The sequence below is a fragment of the Candidatus Falkowbacteria bacterium genome (assembly GCA_013336275.1).
Classification (GTDB): domain Bacteria; phylum Patescibacteriota; class Patescibacteriia; order Patescibacteriales; family GWE2-39-37; genus JAAXUA01.
Genome location: JAAXUA010000005.1, coordinates 72221 through 91143 on the forward strand (window position 1 = coordinate 72221; position 18923 = coordinate 91143).

The window sequence follows — 18923 nt, forward strand, 5'->3', positions numbered from 1 at the left end:
AACCATCAAAGAATAACCCATGCTAGTCCACATCAAGAACATAGTTGAAGATGCCCGCAAGAAGGGCTACGCGGTCGGATCGTTCAATATCCACAACGTCGAGACGGCGCTGGGCGTCGCTCATGCCGCGCAGAACAACTGCTCGCCGGCCATTATCCAAGTCTCGGAAAGCACGATCAAATATCTGGGCCTGAAGCCGGTGACCCATATCGTGTCTACTGTGGCCAAGAATATCGCGCCAGACATGCCGATCGCCCTGCATCTAGATCACGGCAAGAGTTTCGCCTCGGTCGTCGAGTGCATCAATGCCGGTTTCAGCTCGGTCCATATCGACGCCTCTGACCTGCCCATCGATGAGAATATCGCCCTGACCAAGCAGGTGGTCGAATTCGGCCATAGCAAGGGCGTGTGGGTCCAAGGTGAGGTCGGAGCTATGGTGGGAGGTCATGGCAGCGTTGGCGGCGAAATCGATATTCCCAAGGCCAAGCTCGAGGACGTAATCCGTTTCGCTGAGGAGACGGGGGTCGACACCATCGCTGCCGCCATCGGTACGGCCCACGGCGCTTACACTAACGAAGCTATAGATTTCGAGCTCTTGCGTAAAATCAAGGAAAAGGTTAAGATACCTTTCATTCTTCATGGCGGGTCAGGGAATGACGACAACGAGATGCGCCAGGCCATCAAGGGCGGAGTCGATGTCATCAATATCGGCACCGACATCAAAGTGGCATTCTGCCGCACTCTGATCAAGAACTGCAAAGACAACCCTGACGAGACTGATCCGCGTAACCTGCTGTCACCGACAATCGCGGCTGTCGAAGCCGTGGTGGCGGAAAAAATGAAGGTCTTCGGCTGCGCGTTCTGCATCCCCAAGCCGAAAAAATAAATAAACTATGTACGATATTATCCCTCTAATCTTAATGTTGGTCAGTTTCGGCGTGATGGCAGTCATTGCCATCAGAAAATTTCCGGCACTGGCCAGTCTTGACGTCGAAAATATTCCGGCTGAAAAAGAAGCCCGCTTCAAGGAGCGGATTTTAAGCAACCGCCTGAAGCGTAACGTCTTGCGCTGGTATGCCAAGGTCGCCCGTTTCACCCGGCCGGTTTTCGGCTGGCTATCGGAAGTCCTGAAGTCGCTCTACGCCAAGCTCCACGACCTTAAGGAGAAATATCGGACCGAACAGCCCTCCACTCCCGAAGACGCAGAAAAGCGCATCGCGGCCTTGTATGAGGAGTCAGAAGAGCTGCGCCGCCAGGAGGATTACGGGCCGGCCGAAAAGAAATTGATTGAGATTATCAGCATCGACAGTAAGAATATCAAGGCCTTTAAGGCGCTCGGCCATCTGTATGTCGAGCGCAAGGACCTGGAAGAGGCCAAACAGACCTTCGAGCACATCTTGAAGCTGAAGGCTGACGACGAAGAAGCCTATGAAGACCTGGCCTTGGTGGCCCAGGCCTCGGGCAACCTCGAGCTGGCCAAATCCGACTATCTCCGCTCGCTCGAGATCAATAACCAGAGGGCCCAGACCTACTACCATCTGGCCTTGGTTTATGAAGAGACTGGCGATATGTTCAGCGCGGCGGACAATATGAAACTGGCTTTGAAGCTTGAGCCTAATAATCCCCGTTATCTTGACACTACGCTAAGAATCAGTATAATAATAAAGGATAAAGTTTTGGCGCTGGAAGCTTATGACCGGTTCCTTAAGGTCAACCCGGAAAACCAGAAATTAAGCGAATTTAAGCGACAAATTGACGAAATTTAGCTTATTGCTAGATAACTATACAAAAAGCCTTTGGCTTTTTTATATTTGAAAAGTTCACTGCCGTCCGTGGCCTAGGCTAGGGACAAATTTGCCGAAATAGCTCAGTGGTAGAGCACTTCCATGGTAAGGAAGGGGTCCCGGGTTCAAGTCCCGGTTTCGGCTCACGTTATTTAAATTTGGGTCGATACCAAAGCGGTCAACTGGGGCAGACTGTAAATCTGCTGGCTTTCGCCTTCGCATGTTCGAATCATGCTCGGCCCACCGAAACAGTCTTTGCTTGCTTGCGCCTACCTTCGGCTGAAATGCCGGCAACCGAGCGGACTGCATATTAAATCGAAACAACGCATATGAGCCAAGATAACATGATCAAGCTGGAGTGCACCGAGTGCAAGACGATCAATTATTTTTCTCGGAAAAATAAGAAGACTCTGAAGACGCGCTTGGAAATGAACAAGTTCTGCAAGCACTGTGGCAAGCACACCGGCCACAAAGAAACCAAATAAAAGAAATTTGCTCAGAGCTCAAAATTATTTTTGAGCTCTGATTTTGCGGGGTTAGTATAATGGTAGTACGTGGGTCTCCAAAACCTATGGCGAGGGTTCGATTCCTTCACCCCGTGCAAATAAAAAACAAGGCTAAAATTAGCCTTGTTTTTTTGTTAATATGCTCTTAATATAATTGGATGTATAATAATATTATATGTTAAGATCAGAAACTTATATACTAAAGGATAAAATAAATGTTGGTATATCGGCCTGTAATTTTGGTGCCTTGGTTCGGTATAATCGAAAAGGCTGGGATAGACTTGAGTCTTTGGGTCGGGAAAAGGATGCTTTTATTTGGACGCCCGTCTGTCCTGAGGTGATGAGCGGTTTAGGAGTGCCGAGACATCCTATGAAACTGGTTGATGGTAATGGTGATGATTTTTGGCAGGGTAAGTCCAGAATGAAAAATAAAAAAGGTGAAAATATCTCAAATCTGATCAAGGAGGGAGCACTGGCTGCTCTTGGGAATATCCAAAGAGCCAATGTCGAGGCTTTTGTTTTTATGGATGGCTCACCGAGTTGCGGTGTATATCGCACATCGCTCAAGAATGCTAGGCTGGGTAAGCCACCGGGAATATTTGGTTCATTGCTTTTGAAAGAGCAATTATTTCTCATACCGTCGCTTGACCTCGACAGTCCGTTGAAATGGTGGGATTGGCGTAGAAGACTGCATGCCTTTGTTTGGCTCAAAAGAGAGAATGTGGAAAATAAAAATAAATTGACTGATATTTGGCATAATTATAAGTTTCTTTGTCAGGAGATCTCTAGGGTGCGCGCCGACAAACTTGGTCACCAGATTGCTGAAATTTCTCAAAAATCTACAGTCACGGAGCTTGAGGTTATCAAATCAGAGGTTCTGGAAATACTGCGTCTACCTTCAAGCATTAATCGCATCAAAGCGATGGCTGAAAAACAAATGGGCTTTTATTGTAAGCATTTAGGAGTTTGTTATGTGGAAAAACTGCCATCAGTTGATTCGGCTAAGCAGAAGTTTTTTGAAAAATTAATTGAGCTTGAAAAAATTGCTCTTAAAAACAATATTAATTACGGATTTGTCCCAGTAATATATCGGGACGAATCCAGACAAACTATATGAATATTTTAAATTTTGCCAAGCTTTACTTTGTTGCTGTCCCGATTTTCTTTGCTCTTGATATGCTTTGGCTGGTGGTTATTGCCAAGGATACCTATCAGAAATATATGGGCCACCTAATGAAGCCGATGCCGAACTGGCCAGTGGCCATTCTTTTTTACTTATTATTTTTGGTCGGTCTGATTATTTTTGCCATTTATCCAGCGGTGCGTGAAAACTCTTGGACATATGCCTTGCTGTACGGTGCCATGTTTGGTTTTTTTACCTATATGACCTTTGACTTGACCAGCCTTGCCGTGCTTAAGGATTATTCCTGGCAGATTACCATTATTGATATTATCTGGGGCATCGTCTTGTCTTCAACTGTTTCTGTCGCCACGTTTTTTATTGGTAGAAATTTTTTTAACTAATAATTATATGACAATTCTCTATACTCAAGTTGTCGCCCTCATAGTATTCATGAATCTTTGGTTCTTGTATGCAGCGATAAAAAGCAGGAACGATGTGGCTGATGTAGCTTGGGGTCTCGGCTTCGTTTTGTTGGCATTGATAGGCGCCTTGATGAATCCTAGCACAAAAAATATCTTCTTGTTTTTGTTGGTTGCAATTTGGGGATTTCGGTTGGCTTATCATATTGGCACTAGATTTTTAAAAAGTGACAAGGAGGATAGTCGATATCAGAAAATGCGAGAAGGCTGGAGCGGTTCCGGGATAGTCAATTCATGGTACCGAATATTCATGGTGCAGGGCGGGTTACTGCTGTTAGTTGGGGCGAGTATTTTGGCTGTGAGCAGTTCTCCGGCTAGTAGTTTTAGTTTAGTAAACATTTTAGGTGTGCTGATTTGGTTATTCGGCATAGTTTTTGAGACTATTGGCGATCGGCAACTTAAATCATTTCTGAGTAAAGAAGAAAACAGGGGACATATCATGAAAACCGGACTCTGGCGCTATACTCGCCATCCAAACTACTTTGGTGAAGCAACTTTGTGGTGGGGAATCTGGTTCATTACTTTTGGTACACAATTTTTTTGGCTAGGCCTTGTTGGACCAATTACCATAACCATACTCTTGCGGTTTGTCTCCGGTGTGCCATTGGCCGAGAAACGATATACTGATAACCAGGAGTTTATTGAGTATGCCAAAAAAACTCCAGCGATGGTGCCTAATTTTTTTATAAAGCAGTAATTAAGTATGATTCTAAAATCAACGTAAATACATGACCACAGACAAGAGCCAAAATGAAGAAATTATTAATCTCAGTAATATATCGAAATCTTTTTTTGAGAACGGAAAGGAAATTAGTATCCTAAAAGATTTGAACTTGACGGTCAGGAGGGGTGAGAAGATTGGCATTATCGGTCCCTCAGGATCTGGTAAATCGACCATTCTCTCAATCATGGCTGGATTGGACAGGCCGGATGCTGGTGAGGTTATCGTTAATTCAAAAAATTTGAATAATTTGTCAGAGGTTGACTTGGCTAAATTTAGAAATCAGGATATCGGCATTATTTTTCAGTCCTTCGAACTAATTTTGCCTTTCACAGTAAAAGAAAATGTCGCGGCTCCACAAGAAATTAGCGGGGCTAGTGATAATGATTTTATTCTATCTCTCTTGGAAAGTGTTAAATTATCACAAAAAACCAATAGTGGAGTTAATAACCTTTCAGGTGGGGAAAAACAACGTACGGCTATCGCCAGAAGTTTGTCCAATAAACCGGAGATTATACTCGCGGACGAACCAACTGGGTCTCTAGATAGAATCACCGGCAAGAGTGTTCTGGATCTCTTAATAAACCTAACCGAGGAGGAAAACAAGGTTCTAATAATAATTACTCATGATGAAGAGATAGCCAAGAAAATGGACAGGGTGTATGTACTAAAGGACAGAAAGCTGATTTTGATTTAGTATGATATTCAAATATTCACGAAAAATTTTATACAAAGAGAAGGAGAAGTTTTTCTTGCCTTTTATTTCCATCCTACTTACATCAAGCGTGGTGGTTTTGTCATATTTTTTGATATCATCAACCTCGGCGTATCTGTCAGCTAGGGACAAGGAGTTTATCGGTGGTGACGTCGCCATAGAATCAAGTAAAATTTTTGATATCAGTACTTATTTATCTGAAAACAAAATAAAAAAAATTACTAAGCAGATTAATTTTCAGGGCCTGATATCAAGCAAGGAAAATGCCACGGGGGTTGATTTTACGTTTGTTGATCAAAACTTTCCCTTGTATGGTGTTGTAGGGCTAGAGTCTGGTAGCTATATTCATCCAAATAATAACGAGATATACATCGACGAAAACCTCAAGCAGAGCTTGAACCTCAAAATTGGCGATACTTTGAAATTTAATGATCGAGATTTTTTTGTTAAAGGGGTCGTAACGCAGAATCCGGAAAGTTTATTGAGTGGTTTTTCATTTTCCCCCAAGGTTATCTTGTCTGAGGAGGCGATAGCGTATAGCCAAATCGATTTAGCTTTGTTTCGAAAAGAATACAGGGCAAAGGCCATTGTTATCAATGAATTTAATAAAGAAGAAAAAACATCTCTCAAAGAACAGGCTAGAAAAAATGGAGCAAGGGTAAACTTTGAGGGTGGTGGAGAGTCTGGACTTCAATTTGGACTCGAGGTGGTGAAAAACTTTTTGATCGTGGTAATTCTGGTTATAATTATACTGGCCCTAGTCAATATATATTCATCCGTCAGCTTTTTAGCTGAGAGGCTCCGGAGAAGTTTTGCCATACTTATGGCGCTTGGATTAAAGGTGAAAGATGTTTACAAAATCCTACTCCTCGTAAATAGCTTTGTAATTTTAGCTGGGATTGTATTTGGCAGTATTTCGGCTTGCTTGTTGAATTCATGGATAATTAAGGTTGTTGGAATAAATTTTCAGATATATTTAACTGAAAATTTTAATCTCCTACAAATTATACTTATAGTTTTTTTGATATATATCACGAGTTTATTTGCCACTCTCCCGGTTATTAACAAATTAAAATCGCTTAGTCCAAAAGAATTGTTAATTAATTCCAAGAATAAGGAGAGCAGTGTTTATAAAAACATTTTTAAGGATATCTTGCTAGGGCTTTTCCCGGTAACTTTTATAGCGATTTATTTTCTCGAATCATTTTTTTACGGAGTAGCTGTTGTGGGAGTCATTATTATTACTTATGGCTTGGTAATGTTTTTTTACTCCTATGTAATTAAAGGATTCTATCGAATCAGATCATCATTTCCTTTTTTTATTAAACTTATAATATCTCAGAAAAAATTTGATGCCTTCCTGGGACTTATTACCTTTGCCTCGCTTTTTGTGGCGCTAACTGCTGTATTTAATTTATCAATACTGCGTTCAGCTATTGATGAATATTTGCGGGGCGATTTGCGTAATAATATCCCATCCGTCTATGTTCTTGACTTGCAGAAATCTCAAATTGACAAGTTTAAAAGTTTTTATCCTGACAGCACTCTTTTTCCCAATGTCCGATCACGTCTGGTAAGTATTGATGGGCTCGACATTCAGAAAGAGCTTGAAAAGGAGGACTCTAAGCTCGATAGAGAATTTACCAGAGAGTTTAATTTAACTTATCGAAACAATTTATTGAGCAGTGAGGAAGTAGTGGAGGGTAGTTTTGAGTCAATTAAAAAAGGCGAAGTTTCGCTTGAACAGGATTTTGCTAAAAGACTAAATGCAAAATTAGGCTCCATGTTAGTTTTAAATATTCAAGGCTTTACCCTGGAAGCCAAGGTAGCAAGCATCAGAAAGGTAGATACTAGATCAGGAATGCCGTTTTTCTTTTTGGTATTTTCGCCCGATGATTTGGAGCAGTTTCCCAACACCTCTTTTGGTTATTTGAACATTCCAGCCGATGAAATAGGTAATTTGTCAAAAAAACTTTCGAGTGATTTTCCCAATGTCAGCCTGATAGATACTAGCAGAGTCACTAGGATCGCAGAAAACATTATCGGGCTTCTTTTGATAATTGTGCTGATTATCACTATACCTCCTATAGTGCTATCAACTCTTTTGATTATTAATATTATCACTATAATGTCAAAAGACAGAAAAAGAGACGGCGCCAGATTGATGGCCCTTGGCAAGACCAAAAAATATCTGAGAAACTTTTTCATCTTTGAGTCCTCTATTACTCTTCTATTGTCTTCGTTGACCGCTTATGTTTTTGCCGTTTTTTTGTCAAACTTCTTGATTATAAAATTCATTGAAATAGATAATAGAATTTATTTCGATTTAGTTTCTTTTAATATTTTTATCTCAATTTTTGTCGGCATAATTATCGTCAGCTTCTTTATCTGGACAAGGGGAGACCGATCAATAAAAGATTATTTAAACTATGAAGAAAACAACTAGCATTATATTAATTGCGATTTTTATTATTGGATTAGTCGGTTATTATTTTTTTTCGGGTGGCAACAAACAAAATTCCGATACAACAACTGAAGTTCGAAAAACTTCAAGTGAGCAGGGAGGCGTAAATTCAAAATTTAAAATAATCGCCGTCGGCGATAGCTTAACGGCCGGTTTCGACTTGCCGCTTGACGACAGCTACCCCAAAATTCTCGAAGCAAAACTTCTTGAGTCAGGTAAAGATGTCGAAGTAATTAATGCTGGTGTTAGTGGCGAGACCACGGCTGGACTTTTGGAACGGGCAGATTTTATTGCCAAACAAAATCCTGATATGTTGCTGATAACTACGGGAGGCAATGATGCCTTTCGTAATTTACCTATAAAAAATACCCGAGAAAATATTCAAAAAACTTTGCAAATATTCAAAAAAAATATTGAACCGGAAAGTATTTACTTATTGCAAATTGAATCAACCGCTAACCTTGGTCTCCGTTATCGTAAGGAATTTAATGAAATGTATAAGGAAGTAGCCTCCTTAGAAGAAGTGAAATTATTGCCATTTGTTGTAAAAGAGGTTTTTCTAGATTCAAGCAAAATGCTCACCGATGGAATACATCCTAATCGACTAGGCTATGAGTATATTGTCGATAACTTTATATTTCCTGAGGTTAATGGCAAGATTAAATTGAATAGCAGGTAGAGGAAGTTTTTTCGGAAGGTATAAATTATATTATTATGAAAAAAAAGTTGGCCATAGTTGGTTCTGGGATATCTGCAATGACTTGCGCTTACTATTTGCGTAATGATTTTGAGATAACAATTTTTGAAAAAAATGATTACCTAGGAGGACACACCCATACACATTTAATCAAGGAGGGTGATAATGAATTCAAGGTTGATTCTGGTTTTATGGTTTTTAATCTTGAGACTTACGGCAATATGGTGAAGTTGTTTGAGGAGTTGGGTGTGGAGATGCAGAAAACCGACATGTCATTCTCAGTATTTAATAAGAAAAATGGCCTGCAGTATTCAGGTGGCGGTCTGCTGGGTTTGTTCGCTCAACCTAAAAATATCTTCTCATTGCGATTTTGGAAGTTCTTGTTGGAAATCAATAAATTTTTCAAAGTAGCCCTTAAGGATCATGACAAGATGGCGGGGAATGAAGAGACAATTAGAGATTATTGTAGCAGAAATCATCTCTCGGATTATTTTATAGATAATTACCTGGCGCCAATGTCTTCAGCGGTCTGGTCAGTCCCTCAGCGAAGTGTTTATGAATTCCCAGTGTCATTGCTATTGCCATTTTTTTACAATCATGGCTTGTTGCGTGCCAGCGGACAGTTCCAATGGTTCACGGTTAAGGGTGGGTCCGACACATATACTAGAAAAATCGTTGAAAGGTGTAAATTAGATATACATTTGAATGAAGCTGTTGATACTGTTGATGAAATCGCTAGTAGCATTGAACTTGCAACCAAGAAGGGCATGTACAAGTTTGACTATGTTGTGTTGGCAAGTCATGCGCCAGATAGCCTTAAGATTTTTAAAAATATGCCGACAGAAAAAAAGAAGTTGCTCGAGCAGTTCGGCTATAATAGCAACGAAGCGGTCTTACACAATGATACTGGCTGCATGCCGACTGCCAAGCGTGCCTGGGCATCCTGGAACCAGATCATGAGCGTAGAGGGCGAGAAAGGCTCAACGGTATACTGGATGAATAGATTGCAAAAGCCAGTCGCAAGACTCGAGTATTTGGTTTCCATAAATCCGTTTGAGAAAATTGCGGATGATAAGATTATCAAGAAGATGAAGTATGAGCATCCGAATTTTACGGTCGAAAACTTTGCGATTCAAGGCAGGTTGGCTGAATTAAATCTGGAGACGAGGATATTTTTTGCGGGTGCTTATTTCGGCTATGGTTTTCACGAGGATGGTGTTAAGGCAGGCTTAGGGGTTGTTAATATTTTGAAAAATAAAGCTTAGCACTATGAATTCCTGTATTTATGTTTCAAAATTGTTTCACGAGAGATTGAAACCAAGAAAAAACGCATTTAGATACTCCATATATATGATGTATTTGGATTTGGATGAATTAGTTGAATTGGATAAAAAATATTTTACTTTTGGCTATAATCGTAAAAATATTCTTAGTTTTTACGATGTTGATCATTTCAAATTTCTGTACGCTAGTACCTCTGACTCGCAAACTATTGCACGGGAGAATGTTAGTTTTGATCCAGCTAAATATATAAATAAAAACACAAAAGAAAGAATTCAGATTTTCGCCCAGGAGTTGGGTTTTGAATTTGAGATAGATAAGGTTTTTGTCCTTACCAATTTACGAAATTTTGGCTATGTCTTTAATCCGGTCACTTTTTATTATTGTTTCGATAAAAGTGGAACCTTCCGAGTTCTTTTTAATGAGGTGAACAACACCTTTCTTGATCAGAAGATGTATTATATTTTGATCGATGATGCAAAACAGCAGGAGTTTACTTCAAAGCAAAAAAAGAACTATTATATATCGCCATTTATAGATTATGCAAATGATTTAGAGTGGCATTTTGACATTCCTTCAAAATCATTTAGGATGGCTATAGATTCGTTGAAAGATGAAGAGGTGACATTGAAGACGTTTTTGACCGGTCGGCGGGTAGAGGTTACCAATTCCAGATTATTATGGGTTCAGCTACGTTATCCGTTAATGGCTATTCGTATCATTATCTTGATTCACTATCAGGCCCTCAAACTTTTTATTAAGAAAGTTTCATATTTTAAGAAGGCCGAAACAGATGCAGAAATTGCGCAAGTTATAAATAATAAAACTATTACCAAGTAAATATGTTTGAAAGTATATTTCGGGTATTTTTAAAAAGTAAAAAGTTTCAGGGTATACTTATTGTCGAATTTGCAGGCAAAGAGTTTATCTTTGGTGAAAAAATTTCGATAGATAGCGACAACTTTTTAGTCGATGAGGCGAAAATAAAAGTTTTAAACAAAGACTTTTTCAAAAGGGTAGTTCTCTACGGTGACACTGGTTTAGGTGAGTCATACTTCATGAATGATTTTGAGACTCCGGACCTCGAGAAGCTTTTGTGGTGGTTTTTACAAAACAAAGAGTTGCTGCCAGGCTTTAGGAAAAATGAACCGTTTCACGTTTTTTTTGAATGGGGTAAATTTTTACTTAAAAATGCACATTTGAAAAATCGCAATACATTAGAGGGCAGCAAAAAAAACATAAAAGCACACTATGATGTCTCGAATGATTTTTATAAACTCTGGCTCGACAAGACAATGGCTTATTCATCAGCTGTCTTTACGGACTCATTGGAACTCGAAGAAGGTCAGTTAAATAAATATAGGATAATTTGTGAAAATATAAATTTAAAAAAAGGTGACAGACTCCTTGAGATAGGCACTGGCTGGGGAGGGTTCGCTTTTTATGCAGTTCAAAATTATGGCTGCCATGTTACGACAACTACCATCTCTGATGAGCAATTTGCTTATGTAAGAAATAAAATCAATGCCGAGGCTCAGAGCGGCAATATCGATTTGAAATTGATTGACTATCGCGAACTCGATGGAATGTATGACAAAATTGTATCTATTGAGATGATGGAGGCCATCGGCCACGAATACGTTCCTGTTTTTATTGCTAAATTGAACAGTTTATTGGTGGCGGGCGGTAAAGCGTGCCTGCAGTTTATCACCTATCCCGATCAGTATTTCGAGGCGTATCTAAAGAATACCGGGTTTATTAAAAAATATATTTTCCCTGGCGCTGAATTACTCTCCTTGGGTCGAGTTAAAAAAGAATTGGCAATAAATAAATTAAATGTCGGCCTAATCGATAGCATCGGTCAGGACTATGCCAAGACTCTTAGTAGCTGGAAAAATAATTTTGTAGCAAAAAAGAATGATGTTATCCGTTTAGGATTTAGCGAGGAAGAATTTCGGATGTGGTTGTATTATTTTGTTTATTGCGAAGTTGGTTTTGAGTCAGGCTATATCGATGATGTTCAGGTGACTATCGAAAAAAATAATTAGCGCTCTGCTATAAAAAAAATATGAATAACTCCATCGGTTTGCCCCTTAAGGTTTTTGCCGCTATCACTTATGCGGCCATGGTGACGGTAAATTTTTCGGCTAATGCCTTACCGATAAACAATCGTTCCACTGGCGCAATATCTGATGCTTATCCAAATCTGTTTGCTCCAGCTGGCGTGACATTTTCCATCTGGGGACTTATTTATCTTTTGTTGGGCGGCTACCTGCTTTACCAATTTATTTCTTTTGGCAAAGACGCTAAACAGAAGGATGAAGCACTTTGTCAAAAAGTTAATTTGCTATTTGCAATCAATGCTCTGTGCAATATTGCCTGGATTTTCTCTTGGCATTACGACTATATTGGACTTTCGGTTATTATTATGGCGTTTTTGCTAATTACTCTAATCAAAATTAACGATGTTATCGGTGCAGTTAATTTATCTACTCAAGAGAAGCTTTTTGTTGCCACGCCCTTTAGTGTTTATTTTGGCTGGATTACGGTCGCGACCATCGCCAATATCACTGTATTTTTGGTGAGCATAGGCTGGAATGGTTTTGGCATCGCTGATTATATCTGGACTTGCGTTATTTTATTTATAGGTGCAGCTATTGGTGTTCTACGAATGCTAAAGGATAAAAAATTAGCTTATGGCTTAGTTTTGGTTTGGGCATATTCCGGCATATTGTTTAAGCATCTATCACAATCAGGTTTTGCTGGTCAATATGTAAGTGTAATTACAGTCACAATAATTTGCATTATTATATTTACGGTGACTCTTTTTGAGATATACAAAAAAAATAATATTAAGCTAAATTAACAAAAAACAAGACCTGATTCTTGGTCTTGAAACAAAACAATATGTTCGATTATAAAACTTGGTATGACGCGCTGTTGAAGCCAGCCTGGACTCCTCCTGGCTCAACGATCGGTCTGATTTGGTCGATTCTTTATCCGATTATCGCCATCTCTATTATTTTTGTGGTCTATAAGTATTGGAAGGGGGAGATATCCCGCACGGTGCTGATTGTTTTTTTATCGAATCTTGTCTTCAATCTATTGTTTACGCCGATTCAGTTCGGGCTTAAAAATCTCTGGCTGGCCGCAATCGACATATTGTTGGTGCTTGGCACTATTATTGCAAGCATGATTTTGGCTTGGCCTTATTTCCGATTATTGTCACTAGCGCAAATACCGTATTTGATTTGGGTGGCTACGGCCACGACGCTGCAGCTGTCGATTACTTGGATGAATAGGGGTAGGTAGTTTTTATATTACATTTATTCAGGCGCTGATCAAAGGGAAATATGCCTAGAAAAATTGAAGTTAATGATTTAATGCAATCCGGTTATAGCTATTTTCTGGTCGAGGAAGAGGGTAAGAATTTTGATCCAGAATTCAAGCCCCAATTATCTCCGCAAGAAATGCTCAAGCTCGGAGTTTTTGGTGGCAAATATATGACTGATTGCGGAAAGGAGTTTCCCGCGAGCTGGTTTAAGGAGGCGAAGCTATGCCACGAAAGGCACGACGCAAGCCTAAATTTTTTTAAAGTTAATGCCAGCCAGTCGTTAAGAACCTGGAGACTCAAAGGCTGGATTCACCCCGATGATCCTCGCGGTTGGTTTCAGTGGTATTGCCGCTATTATTTGGGGCGCAGGCACGAAGACGATCTGCGCCAGATTAAGCGATGGAAGGCCATAACTCGTCATTGGGCGGCAGTTAAAATGCACTGTCACAAAGGTGACTATGATTGCCGACCAAAACAACGTCAGGCCTTATTGCATTGGTCTTATGATAGCCGGAGCATTTAAAGTGGTGTTGAAAAAAATCGTTGAATCTAACCGCCGTTACAATGCGTGCAAACACAAAAAATGCTTATTTTAGAGCAGTTTTTTGTTGGGGGAAGACGATGGATAGAACTGGTGGTATAATATGAGATAATAAGATTATTTTGTTCATAAAATAATCTTAATAATAATTTTATGAAAAACTCAATCGATCGGAAATTATTTTTTATTTTGCTCGGTGCAAGTGCGATTACGACCTTGATGGTGATGCCTTATGCGCTCACCCTCATTAAAGATACAGCCTTAGTGATTACCCCCATCATGCTGGTCGCCCAGGTTGTTCAGGCCTTGGTATTGTTTTCGATAGCAGTTTTTTTCGGATTAAAACTGGCTAAACGCGTCGGGTTTGGTCTTCCGATCCTTGAAGGTTTATTGAAAGGTGAAGCGCAAAAAGAAAATCTAAAGTCTATCTTGCGGCAGTCTGTCGGTTTGGGCATTCTGGTGGCGGTATTAATAGTTTTGTTCAGTGTGTTTTTCGGGTCCATGTCAATCGATTTTTTAAAGGCGGAAATGGCAGTCCCGACATGGAAGTCATTCTTGGCCTCCTTTTATGGTGGCATCGGAGAAGAGGTTTTGCTTCGCTTGTTCTTGATGACTTTTTTCGTTTGGGTAACTTTCAAAATAAAAAAAACAGCCGAGGGCAAGCCGACCATCTTGGGTATTTGGTTGGCCATCGTCATTTCGTCTATAATATTCGGCCTTGGCCACCTTCCCATAACTAGCGGTCTGACTGCAATCACCCCGCTTGTGGTCACAAGGGCAATCGTGCTCAATGGTATCGGAGGCGTGGTCTTCGGTTGGCTGTATTGGAAAAAAGGACTAGAGTCAGCTATGATCAGCCATTTTTCAACCGATATTTGTCTGCACGTTATTCTGCCGCTGATCGCCACGAGGTTCATATAAAGAAAGACAATTGCGATTAAGCAATAAAGATACGCCAGCCATGATAATTGATGATCATTCGGAGGTGCGAATGACATAGATTATTTGCGGAGCTAATTTATACAACTCGTGTTATAATGTGAGCATATGAAATAATCGATTATTGTATGCAAGAGATAAAGAACAATATTTTTTCAGTGGGCGCGAATGATCCGGATCGGAAGTTTTTCGATACGCTTATCCCGCTGCCTTTCGGAACGAGCTACAATTCTTATGTCGTAAAGGGCAGTCTGAAGACCGCCCTGATCGATACCGTCGATCCGGAAAAGTCGCAAGTATTGTTGGACAACCTAGCTGCCGCTCGAGTAGACAGGCTCGACTATATTGTCGTCAATCATGCGGAGCAGGACCATTCAGGCAGCTTGCCTTTGATTCTGGAAAAGTACCCCGAAGCCACGATCCTCTGCAGCGACAAGTGCCAGGGAGCCCTTGCCGACCTTCTTCATATTTCCGGAAGCAGGGTGCAGGTAGTCAAGGACAAGGACACGATCAATCTAGGAGACAAGACTTTGGAATTCATTTATACTCCCTGGGTCCATTGGGCGGAGACCATGGTCACCTATCTAAAGGAAGACAAGATCCTCTTCAGCTGTGATTTTTTCGGCGCGCATCTGGCGGCCGATGACCTCCTGGTTTTTGACAAATACAGATTGGAACACGCCGTTAAGATTTATTTTGCCGAAATCATGATGCCTTTCCGGCTGATGATCAAGAGCAATCTGGCCAAGCTCGAGAGCTATCCGATAGACATGATTGCGCCGTCACATGGGCCGATCCATAGTGACGTGGGAGCCGTCCTGGGCAGCTACCGGAATTGGATTGCCGATGAAAGCGTCAAAAACCTGGCGGTTGTCGCCTACATCTCCATGCACGGCTCGACCAAAATGCTGGCAGACCGTCTCAAGGAGTCTTTGGAAAAGAACGGAGTCGAAGTACGTTTTTACGATATATCCAAAATGGACATCGGCGAGCTCGCCGTAGACATGGTGGATGCGGCGACTTTCGTCATCGGGACGCCCTGCCTTTTGGGCGGCATACATCCGGGCGCGGCCAACCTTTTATACTTAGCCAATGCCTTAAGGCCGAAAACCAGATTCGTTTCGGTAATCGGTTCTTACGGCTGGTCCGGAGGCATGGCGGAGGCTGCCGCTTTGATGATAAAGAATCTGAAAGTGGAAGTGATTTCGCCGGTAATCGTCAAGGGAATGCCCAGCGAAGACGATTTAAAAAATATAGACAAGCTCGCTCAAGGCATCGCGCAGAAGCACAAGGAGCTGAATCATATTTGACGCGTAAATTTAATCGGATGCACATATCGTGAGCGGATATGTATGATATTGCAGTCTCGAGAGGGGCTGTTTTTTCTTGTTTTCGGGCAAGGCATGTTTGATTGTACATATGGATAATAAGGTGTACTATTGAAGTATTATTGATAACATGACGTATGAATAAAATTGACATGAATGTCTTCAGGGAGGATATATTGGACACCATCAGGGAGTCTATTCTCGTATTGGATTCTAGCTTGAATGTCATCTATGCCAATGAGGCTTTTTATGAGTTATTCAAAGTAAGCCCTGCCGATGTATTGAACAGGTATATTTATGATTTGGGAAACGGCCAGTGGGACATTCCCGGGCTGCATAAGCTTTTTGATGGAGTGTCATCGGACACGACATCTTTCAATGATTTGAAGATTAGCCATGATTTTCCAACAATCGGGCAGAAAGTCATGCTGATAAACGCGAAACAGCTCAGCGATGGGAGCAGGGAGGAGAAATACATTTTTGTCGCTATAGAAGACATTACTGAAAAAACGAAGATATTGGAGTCCTCACTCCAGGCCAACAAGCTGTCCATGATCGGGCAACTGAGCGCAGGCATAGCGCATGGATTGAGCAGTCCGCTGACCGGCATCCACAATTTCTTAGATATATATGTCAAACAAGAGCCTGAAGACGGTGCAAGGAAGCAGGAGTATAAACTTATGTTGGAAGCCTGCGATTATATGAATAAGATAGTTAAGAATCTGACATACTTCGCGCGAACCACCAAGGATGAAATGGAGAAAGTCAGTCTGGCCGATGTCATAAACTCTACTTTGATATTTTCTGAAAGGCAGTTTATCTCATCAAATATTTTCATAGTGAAAGAGATATTGGAAGAGCCTAAGGACATAAAGGGGAACAAGGCCCAGTTGCAGCACGTCTTATTGAACCTGCTAATCAACGCCAAAGAAGCCATGAGCGGCGGCGGCGAAATAAAGGTCAAAGCGTGGAATTCAGAAGATGGCAATTTTGTCTTTTTGGAGGTATCTGATAATGGCAAGGGCATTGCCAAGGAGGATTTGCCACATGTTTTCGAACCTTTTTTTACCACCAAAAAAGAACAATACGGATCAGGGCTGGGGCTTTCGGCCGTATATGGGATAATCAAGAATCACCAGGGAGAAATAAACATCGAGAGCGAGGAAAGGAAAGGAACTCGAGTGCTGGTCAAGTTTAATTCGTTAAGATAGCAAGATGCAAAATCAAATCAAGGTGCTCATAGTGGATGATGAAGAGATAGTCGTACAGGGAATCAAAAAAGGGTTGGAGTTTGCTGGTTTTTATGTTAAAACCGCAATTGGCGGCGAAAATGCTATCAATATCCTAAAGGATGAACTTTTCGATCTGGTGATAGTGGACCTGGTCATGCCGGGGATGAACGGCGTAGAAACTTGCAAAGCGGTGAAGAAAATTTCTTCAAAGATCGAAGTCCTCTTGCTTTCAGGCTATCCTCAGGAAATCGAGAGGCTTCAGATGTCTTTTGTCGAAGCAGGGGGGAAAGACTTGTATCTCAGAAAGCCTCTGCTTGTGGATGAGGTCAAAGAGGCAATCTATAAGCTAATGTGCACAAAATAATTTTCGTAAGATCAGTCCAAACAAAAAACGCCTTTTAAAAAGGCGTTTTTTGTTTGAGTGATGGTAGATGGTTAATTACCTCTCAAGTTGACGTCATCGACTTCGATGATAGGTTTGTTTCTGTACTTGCGCAGTTCGGCCATGGTATGAATTTTGAGTTTGCCGTCGGCCTTGATGACATAGATATTCTTATTTTTGTCACGAATCAAGGTGCCGACCGGGAATTTTTTTGCCTCGGGATAGCTACTGAGGGTTTCATTGTCCACGGCAAACATTTTGTTTTTGCTGTATTTGGCAAGTTCCTTTAAATTCGGAATCTGTACTCTGACGCCGTTTCTCAGCAGGTAAATCTTGCCATTGCGCGCTTTCAGCAAGCTGCCGTTAGCATAGATTTTGACACCGAGCACTCTTTTATTTTTTTCTTTGAGATATTGCTGAAGTTCAGCCAGGTTCTTGATATAAACTTCCTGGCCATTTTTGATGATGTAAAGCTTGCCATCATTCTTGCGGATGATCTTGCCCTCTTCATCAGAAGATTTTTTCTGAGACTCTTTCACTTCCGGCTTCGGCTTCTCTTGGTCCAAGAGGCAGCTGCGTGAACGCCCGGCCTGTTGGACTGCAGTCAAGGCGCAGAAGCTGGGCCCTTGGGCTTTGATGTCGCGATTCTGAATACCGTTGGAGCAGGTCTGCCAGTCCGAGTATTCGACGTAATTGCACGGTGCAGGAATCGAAACTCCGCCACCTCCTCCGCCACCACCGCTAGAAGGCACTGTCAGGGTTGTCGCGCTAGTTGAGGTAGACAGACCGGATGAGTTGCCTGCGTTATCAAAAGCGGAAACCAAGTAGTTGTATATGGTGTTCGGTTGCAAGCCGGTGTCCGAGAAGCTAGTGGCGCTGGTGGTGCCGATCTGATTGGTCGAGCTGCCTCGGAAGATTTTATATCCTGATACTGCCACATTGTCAGTCGAGGTTGACCAGGAAAGGTTGATCTGTGAAGCCGAGATCGCTGCAGCAACCAAGGCGTTAGGAATCGATGGCGAAGCCGAATCGACCAAAATGTTGATTGCGATATTGGTCACTCCGGCAGCGCTGGTCAGTGTGCCGGTCACCGGGATGATGCCGCCAGGGAAGGAACCGGCCGTAGCGTAGAGCTCGGCGGCCAAAATGCTGTTGCCGAAGACATCGACGGTCGTAAGCACGTTGGCACCAGTAGTCAGGCTGACTGGCGGAATCGGTCCGCTAGGCAAGGCCACCGGGAAGGTAATCTGCAAAGTGCTGGTGTCGGAAACGGTGATGCTGCCGGCACTGGCCAGATCTGCATCGGACACGCCGGTCAGATTCAAATCGATCGTGTTGCCGGTTACCGTGCCGACGCGATTGGCGAAGGACATGGCAGTGGCGGTCGGAGCGGCTAC

At 41.7% G+C, this 18923-nt stretch carries 20 protein-coding genes and 3 tRNA genes; 22 read left to right on the forward strand and 1 reads right to left on the reverse strand.

Annotated elements, in window-relative coordinates:
- Nucleotides 1-19 precede the first annotated feature (19 nt).
- The 22 genes from HGA34_04895 (at nt 20) to HGA34_05000 (ending at nt 17508) form a co-directional block, all read left to right on the forward strand.
- Nucleotides 20-886 carry a class II fructose-bisphosphate aldolase family protein gene (locus HGA34_04895; GenBank protein ID NTW22845.1) on the forward strand — a complete coding sequence of 289 codons (867 nt, stop codon included), beginning with the start codon at nt 20-22 and terminating at the stop codon, nt 884-886.
- Nucleotides 887-893: 7 nt separating this feature from the next.
- Nucleotides 894-1766, forward strand: coding sequence for a tetratricopeptide repeat protein (locus HGA34_04900; protein NTW22846.1), 873 nt, complete (start codon nt 894-896; stop codon nt 1764-1766).
- 90 nt (nt 1767-1856) lie between these two features.
- Nucleotides 1857-1928, forward strand: a tRNA-Thr gene (locus tag HGA34_04905).
- Between the two features lie 16 nt (nt 1929-1944).
- A tRNA-Tyr gene (locus tag HGA34_04910) sits at nt 1945-2027 on the forward strand.
- Between the two features lie 86 nt (nt 2028-2113).
- The gene (rpmG, locus tag HGA34_04915) at nt 2114-2269 is read left to right on the forward strand and encodes a 50S ribosomal protein L33 (protein NTW22847.1); all 156 of its coding nucleotides are present in this window, start codon (nt 2114-2116) and stop codon (nt 2267-2269) included.
- 45 nt (nt 2270-2314) lie between these two features.
- Nucleotides 2315-2385, forward strand: a tRNA-Trp gene (locus tag HGA34_04920).
- Between the two features lie 80 nt (nt 2386-2465).
- Nucleotides 2466-3407 (forward strand): DUF523 domain-containing protein, encoded by a 942-nt coding sequence (locus HGA34_04925; GenBank protein ID NTW22848.1) that lies wholly within the window; start codon nt 2466-2468, stop codon nt 3405-3407.
- Entirely contained in the window at nt 3404-3814 is a 411-nt protein-coding gene (locus HGA34_04930; protein NTW22849.1) for a DUF2177 family protein, read from the forward strand. Before HGA34_04925 ends, HGA34_04930 begins: the two co-directional genes overlap by 4 nt.
- Before the next feature lie 7 nt (nt 3815-3821).
- On the forward strand, nt 3822-4589 hold the full coding sequence (locus HGA34_04935) for a DUF1295 domain-containing protein (GenBank protein NTW22850.1): 768 nt from the start codon (nt 3822-3824) through the stop codon (nt 4587-4589).
- Nucleotides 4590-4620: 31 nt separating this feature from the next.
- Nucleotides 4621-5310, forward strand: coding sequence for an ABC transporter ATP-binding protein (locus tag HGA34_04940; GenBank protein ID NTW22851.1), 690 nt, complete (start codon nt 4621-4623; stop codon nt 5308-5310).
- Nucleotide 5311: 1 nt separating this feature from the next.
- Nucleotides 5312-7774: an FtsX-like permease family protein gene (locus HGA34_04945; protein NTW22852.1), complete on the forward strand. Its 2463-nt coding sequence runs from the start codon at nt 5312-5314 to the stop codon at nt 7772-7774.
- A complete protein-coding gene (locus HGA34_04950) occupies nt 7758-8471 on the forward strand; it encodes an arylesterase (protein ID NTW22853.1) in 714 nt (237 codons plus the stop codon). The genes HGA34_04945 and HGA34_04950 overlap by 17 nt, the downstream gene beginning before the upstream one ends.
- 35 nt (nt 8472-8506) lie before the next feature.
- The gene (locus HGA34_04955; GenBank protein ID NTW22854.1) at nt 8507-9754 is read left to right on the forward strand and encodes an NAD(P)-binding protein; all 1248 of its coding nucleotides are present in this window, start codon (nt 8507-8509) and stop codon (nt 9752-9754) included.
- 4 nt (nt 9755-9758) lie between these two features.
- Nucleotides 9759-10610, forward strand: a complete 852-nt coding sequence (locus HGA34_04960; protein ID NTW22855.1) for a DUF1365 domain-containing protein — start codon at nt 9759-9761, stop codon at nt 10608-10610.
- Between the two features lie 2 nt (nt 10611-10612).
- On the forward strand, nt 10613-11818 hold the full coding sequence (locus HGA34_04965) for a class I SAM-dependent methyltransferase (GenBank protein ID NTW22856.1): 1206 nt from the start codon (nt 10613-10615) through the stop codon (nt 11816-11818).
- 20 nt (nt 11819-11838) lie between these two features.
- The gene (locus tag HGA34_04970; protein ID NTW22857.1) at nt 11839-12636 is read left to right on the forward strand and encodes a tryptophan-rich sensory protein; all 798 of its coding nucleotides are present in this window, start codon (nt 11839-11841) and stop codon (nt 12634-12636) included.
- A gap of 41 nt (nt 12637-12677) precedes the next feature.
- A complete protein-coding gene (locus HGA34_04975; protein ID NTW22858.1) occupies nt 12678-13082 on the forward strand; it encodes a tryptophan-rich sensory protein in 405 nt (134 codons plus the stop codon).
- A 41-nt stretch (nt 13083-13123) separates the two neighbouring features.
- Nucleotides 13124-13627 carry a hypothetical protein gene (locus HGA34_04980; protein ID NTW22859.1) on the forward strand — a complete coding sequence of 168 codons (504 nt, stop codon included), beginning with the start codon at nt 13124-13126 and terminating at the stop codon, nt 13625-13627.
- Nucleotides 13628-13798: 171 nt separating this feature from the next.
- The gene (locus HGA34_04985; GenBank protein ID NTW22860.1) at nt 13799-14566 is read left to right on the forward strand and encodes a CPBP family intramembrane metalloprotease; all 768 of its coding nucleotides are present in this window, start codon (nt 13799-13801) and stop codon (nt 14564-14566) included.
- Nucleotides 14567-14712: 146 nt separating this feature from the next.
- Complete coding sequence (locus HGA34_04990) at nt 14713-15894, forward strand: FprA family A-type flavoprotein (GenBank protein NTW22861.1); 1182 nt, start codon at nt 14713-14715, stop codon at nt 15892-15894.
- Nucleotides 15895-16049: 155 nt separating this feature from the next.
- The gene (locus HGA34_04995; protein ID NTW22862.1) at nt 16050-17123 is read left to right on the forward strand and encodes a PAS domain-containing protein; all 1074 of its coding nucleotides are present in this window, start codon (nt 16050-16052) and stop codon (nt 17121-17123) included.
- 4 nt (nt 17124-17127) lie between these two features.
- The gene (locus HGA34_05000; protein ID NTW22863.1) at nt 17128-17508 is read left to right on the forward strand and encodes a response regulator; all 381 of its coding nucleotides are present in this window, start codon (nt 17128-17130) and stop codon (nt 17506-17508) included.
- A gap of 71 nt (nt 17509-17579) precedes the next feature.
- On the opposite strand, the gene HGA34_05005 is transcribed toward HGA34_05000, so the two are convergent.
- Nucleotides 17580-18923 (reverse strand): fibronectin type III domain-containing protein (locus tag HGA34_05005; GenBank protein ID NTW22864.1); only part of this gene is annotated, 1344 nt, incomplete at its 5' end.

What these genes read in the sequence shown, in the direction of transcription:
- HGA34_04995 (NTW22862.1), top strand. Translation starts at nt 16,050, where the DNA reads ATGAATAAAATTGACATGAATGTCTTCAGGGAGGATATATTGGACACC.
- HGA34_04895 (NTW22845.1), top strand. Translation starts at nt 20, where the DNA reads ATGCTAGTCCACATCAAGAACATAGTTGAAGATGCCCGCAAGAAGGGC.
- HGA34_04900 (NTW22846.1), top strand. Translation starts at nt 894, where the DNA reads ATGTACGATATTATCCCTCTAATCTTAATGTTGGTCAGTTTCGGCGTG.
- HGA34_04970 (NTW22857.1), top strand. Translation starts at nt 11,839, where the DNA reads ATGAATAACTCCATCGGTTTGCCCCTTAAGGTTTTTGCCGCTATCACT.
- HGA34_04955 (NTW22854.1), top strand. Translation starts at nt 8,507, where the DNA reads ATGAAAAAAAAGTTGGCCATAGTTGGTTCTGGGATATCTGCAATGACT.
- HGA34_04975 (NTW22858.1), top strand. Translation starts at nt 12,678, where the DNA reads ATGTTCGATTATAAAACTTGGTATGACGCGCTGTTGAAGCCAGCCTGG.
- HGA34_04930 (NTW22849.1), top strand. Translation starts at nt 3,404, where the DNA reads ATGAATATTTTAAATTTTGCCAAGCTTTACTTTGTTGCTGTCCCGATT.
- HGA34_04925 (NTW22848.1), top strand. Translation starts at nt 2,466, where the DNA reads ATGTTAAGATCAGAAACTTATATACTAAAGGATAAAATAAATGTTGGT.
- HGA34_04940 (NTW22851.1), top strand. Translation starts at nt 4,621, where the DNA reads ATGACCACAGACAAGAGCCAAAATGAAGAAATTATTAATCTCAGTAAT.
- rpmG (NTW22847.1), top strand. Translation starts at nt 2,114, where the DNA reads ATGAGCCAAGATAACATGATCAAGCTGGAGTGCACCGAGTGCAAGACG.
- HGA34_04935 (NTW22850.1), top strand. Translation starts at nt 3,822, where the DNA reads ATGACAATTCTCTATACTCAAGTTGTCGCCCTCATAGTATTCATGAAT.
- HGA34_04980 (NTW22859.1), top strand. Translation starts at nt 13,124, where the DNA reads ATGCCTAGAAAAATTGAAGTTAATGATTTAATGCAATCCGGTTATAGC.
- HGA34_04960 (NTW22855.1), top strand. Translation starts at nt 9,759, where the DNA reads ATGAATTCCTGTATTTATGTTTCAAAATTGTTTCACGAGAGATTGAAA.
- HGA34_05000 (NTW22863.1), top strand. Translation starts at nt 17,128, where the DNA reads ATGCAAAATCAAATCAAGGTGCTCATAGTGGATGATGAAGAGATAGTC.
- HGA34_04990 (NTW22861.1), top strand. Translation starts at nt 14,713, where the DNA reads ATGCAAGAGATAAAGAACAATATTTTTTCAGTGGGCGCGAATGATCCG.
- HGA34_04965 (NTW22856.1), top strand. Translation starts at nt 10,613, where the DNA reads ATGTTTGAAAGTATATTTCGGGTATTTTTAAAAAGTAAAAAGTTTCAG.
- HGA34_04985 (NTW22860.1), top strand. Translation starts at nt 13,799, where the DNA reads ATGAAAAACTCAATCGATCGGAAATTATTTTTTATTTTGCTCGGTGCA.
- HGA34_04945 (NTW22852.1), top strand. Translation starts at nt 5,312, where the DNA reads ATGATATTCAAATATTCACGAAAAATTTTATACAAAGAGAAGGAGAAG.
- HGA34_04950 (NTW22853.1), top strand. Translation starts at nt 7,758, where the DNA reads ATGAAGAAAACAACTAGCATTATATTAATTGCGATTTTTATTATTGGA.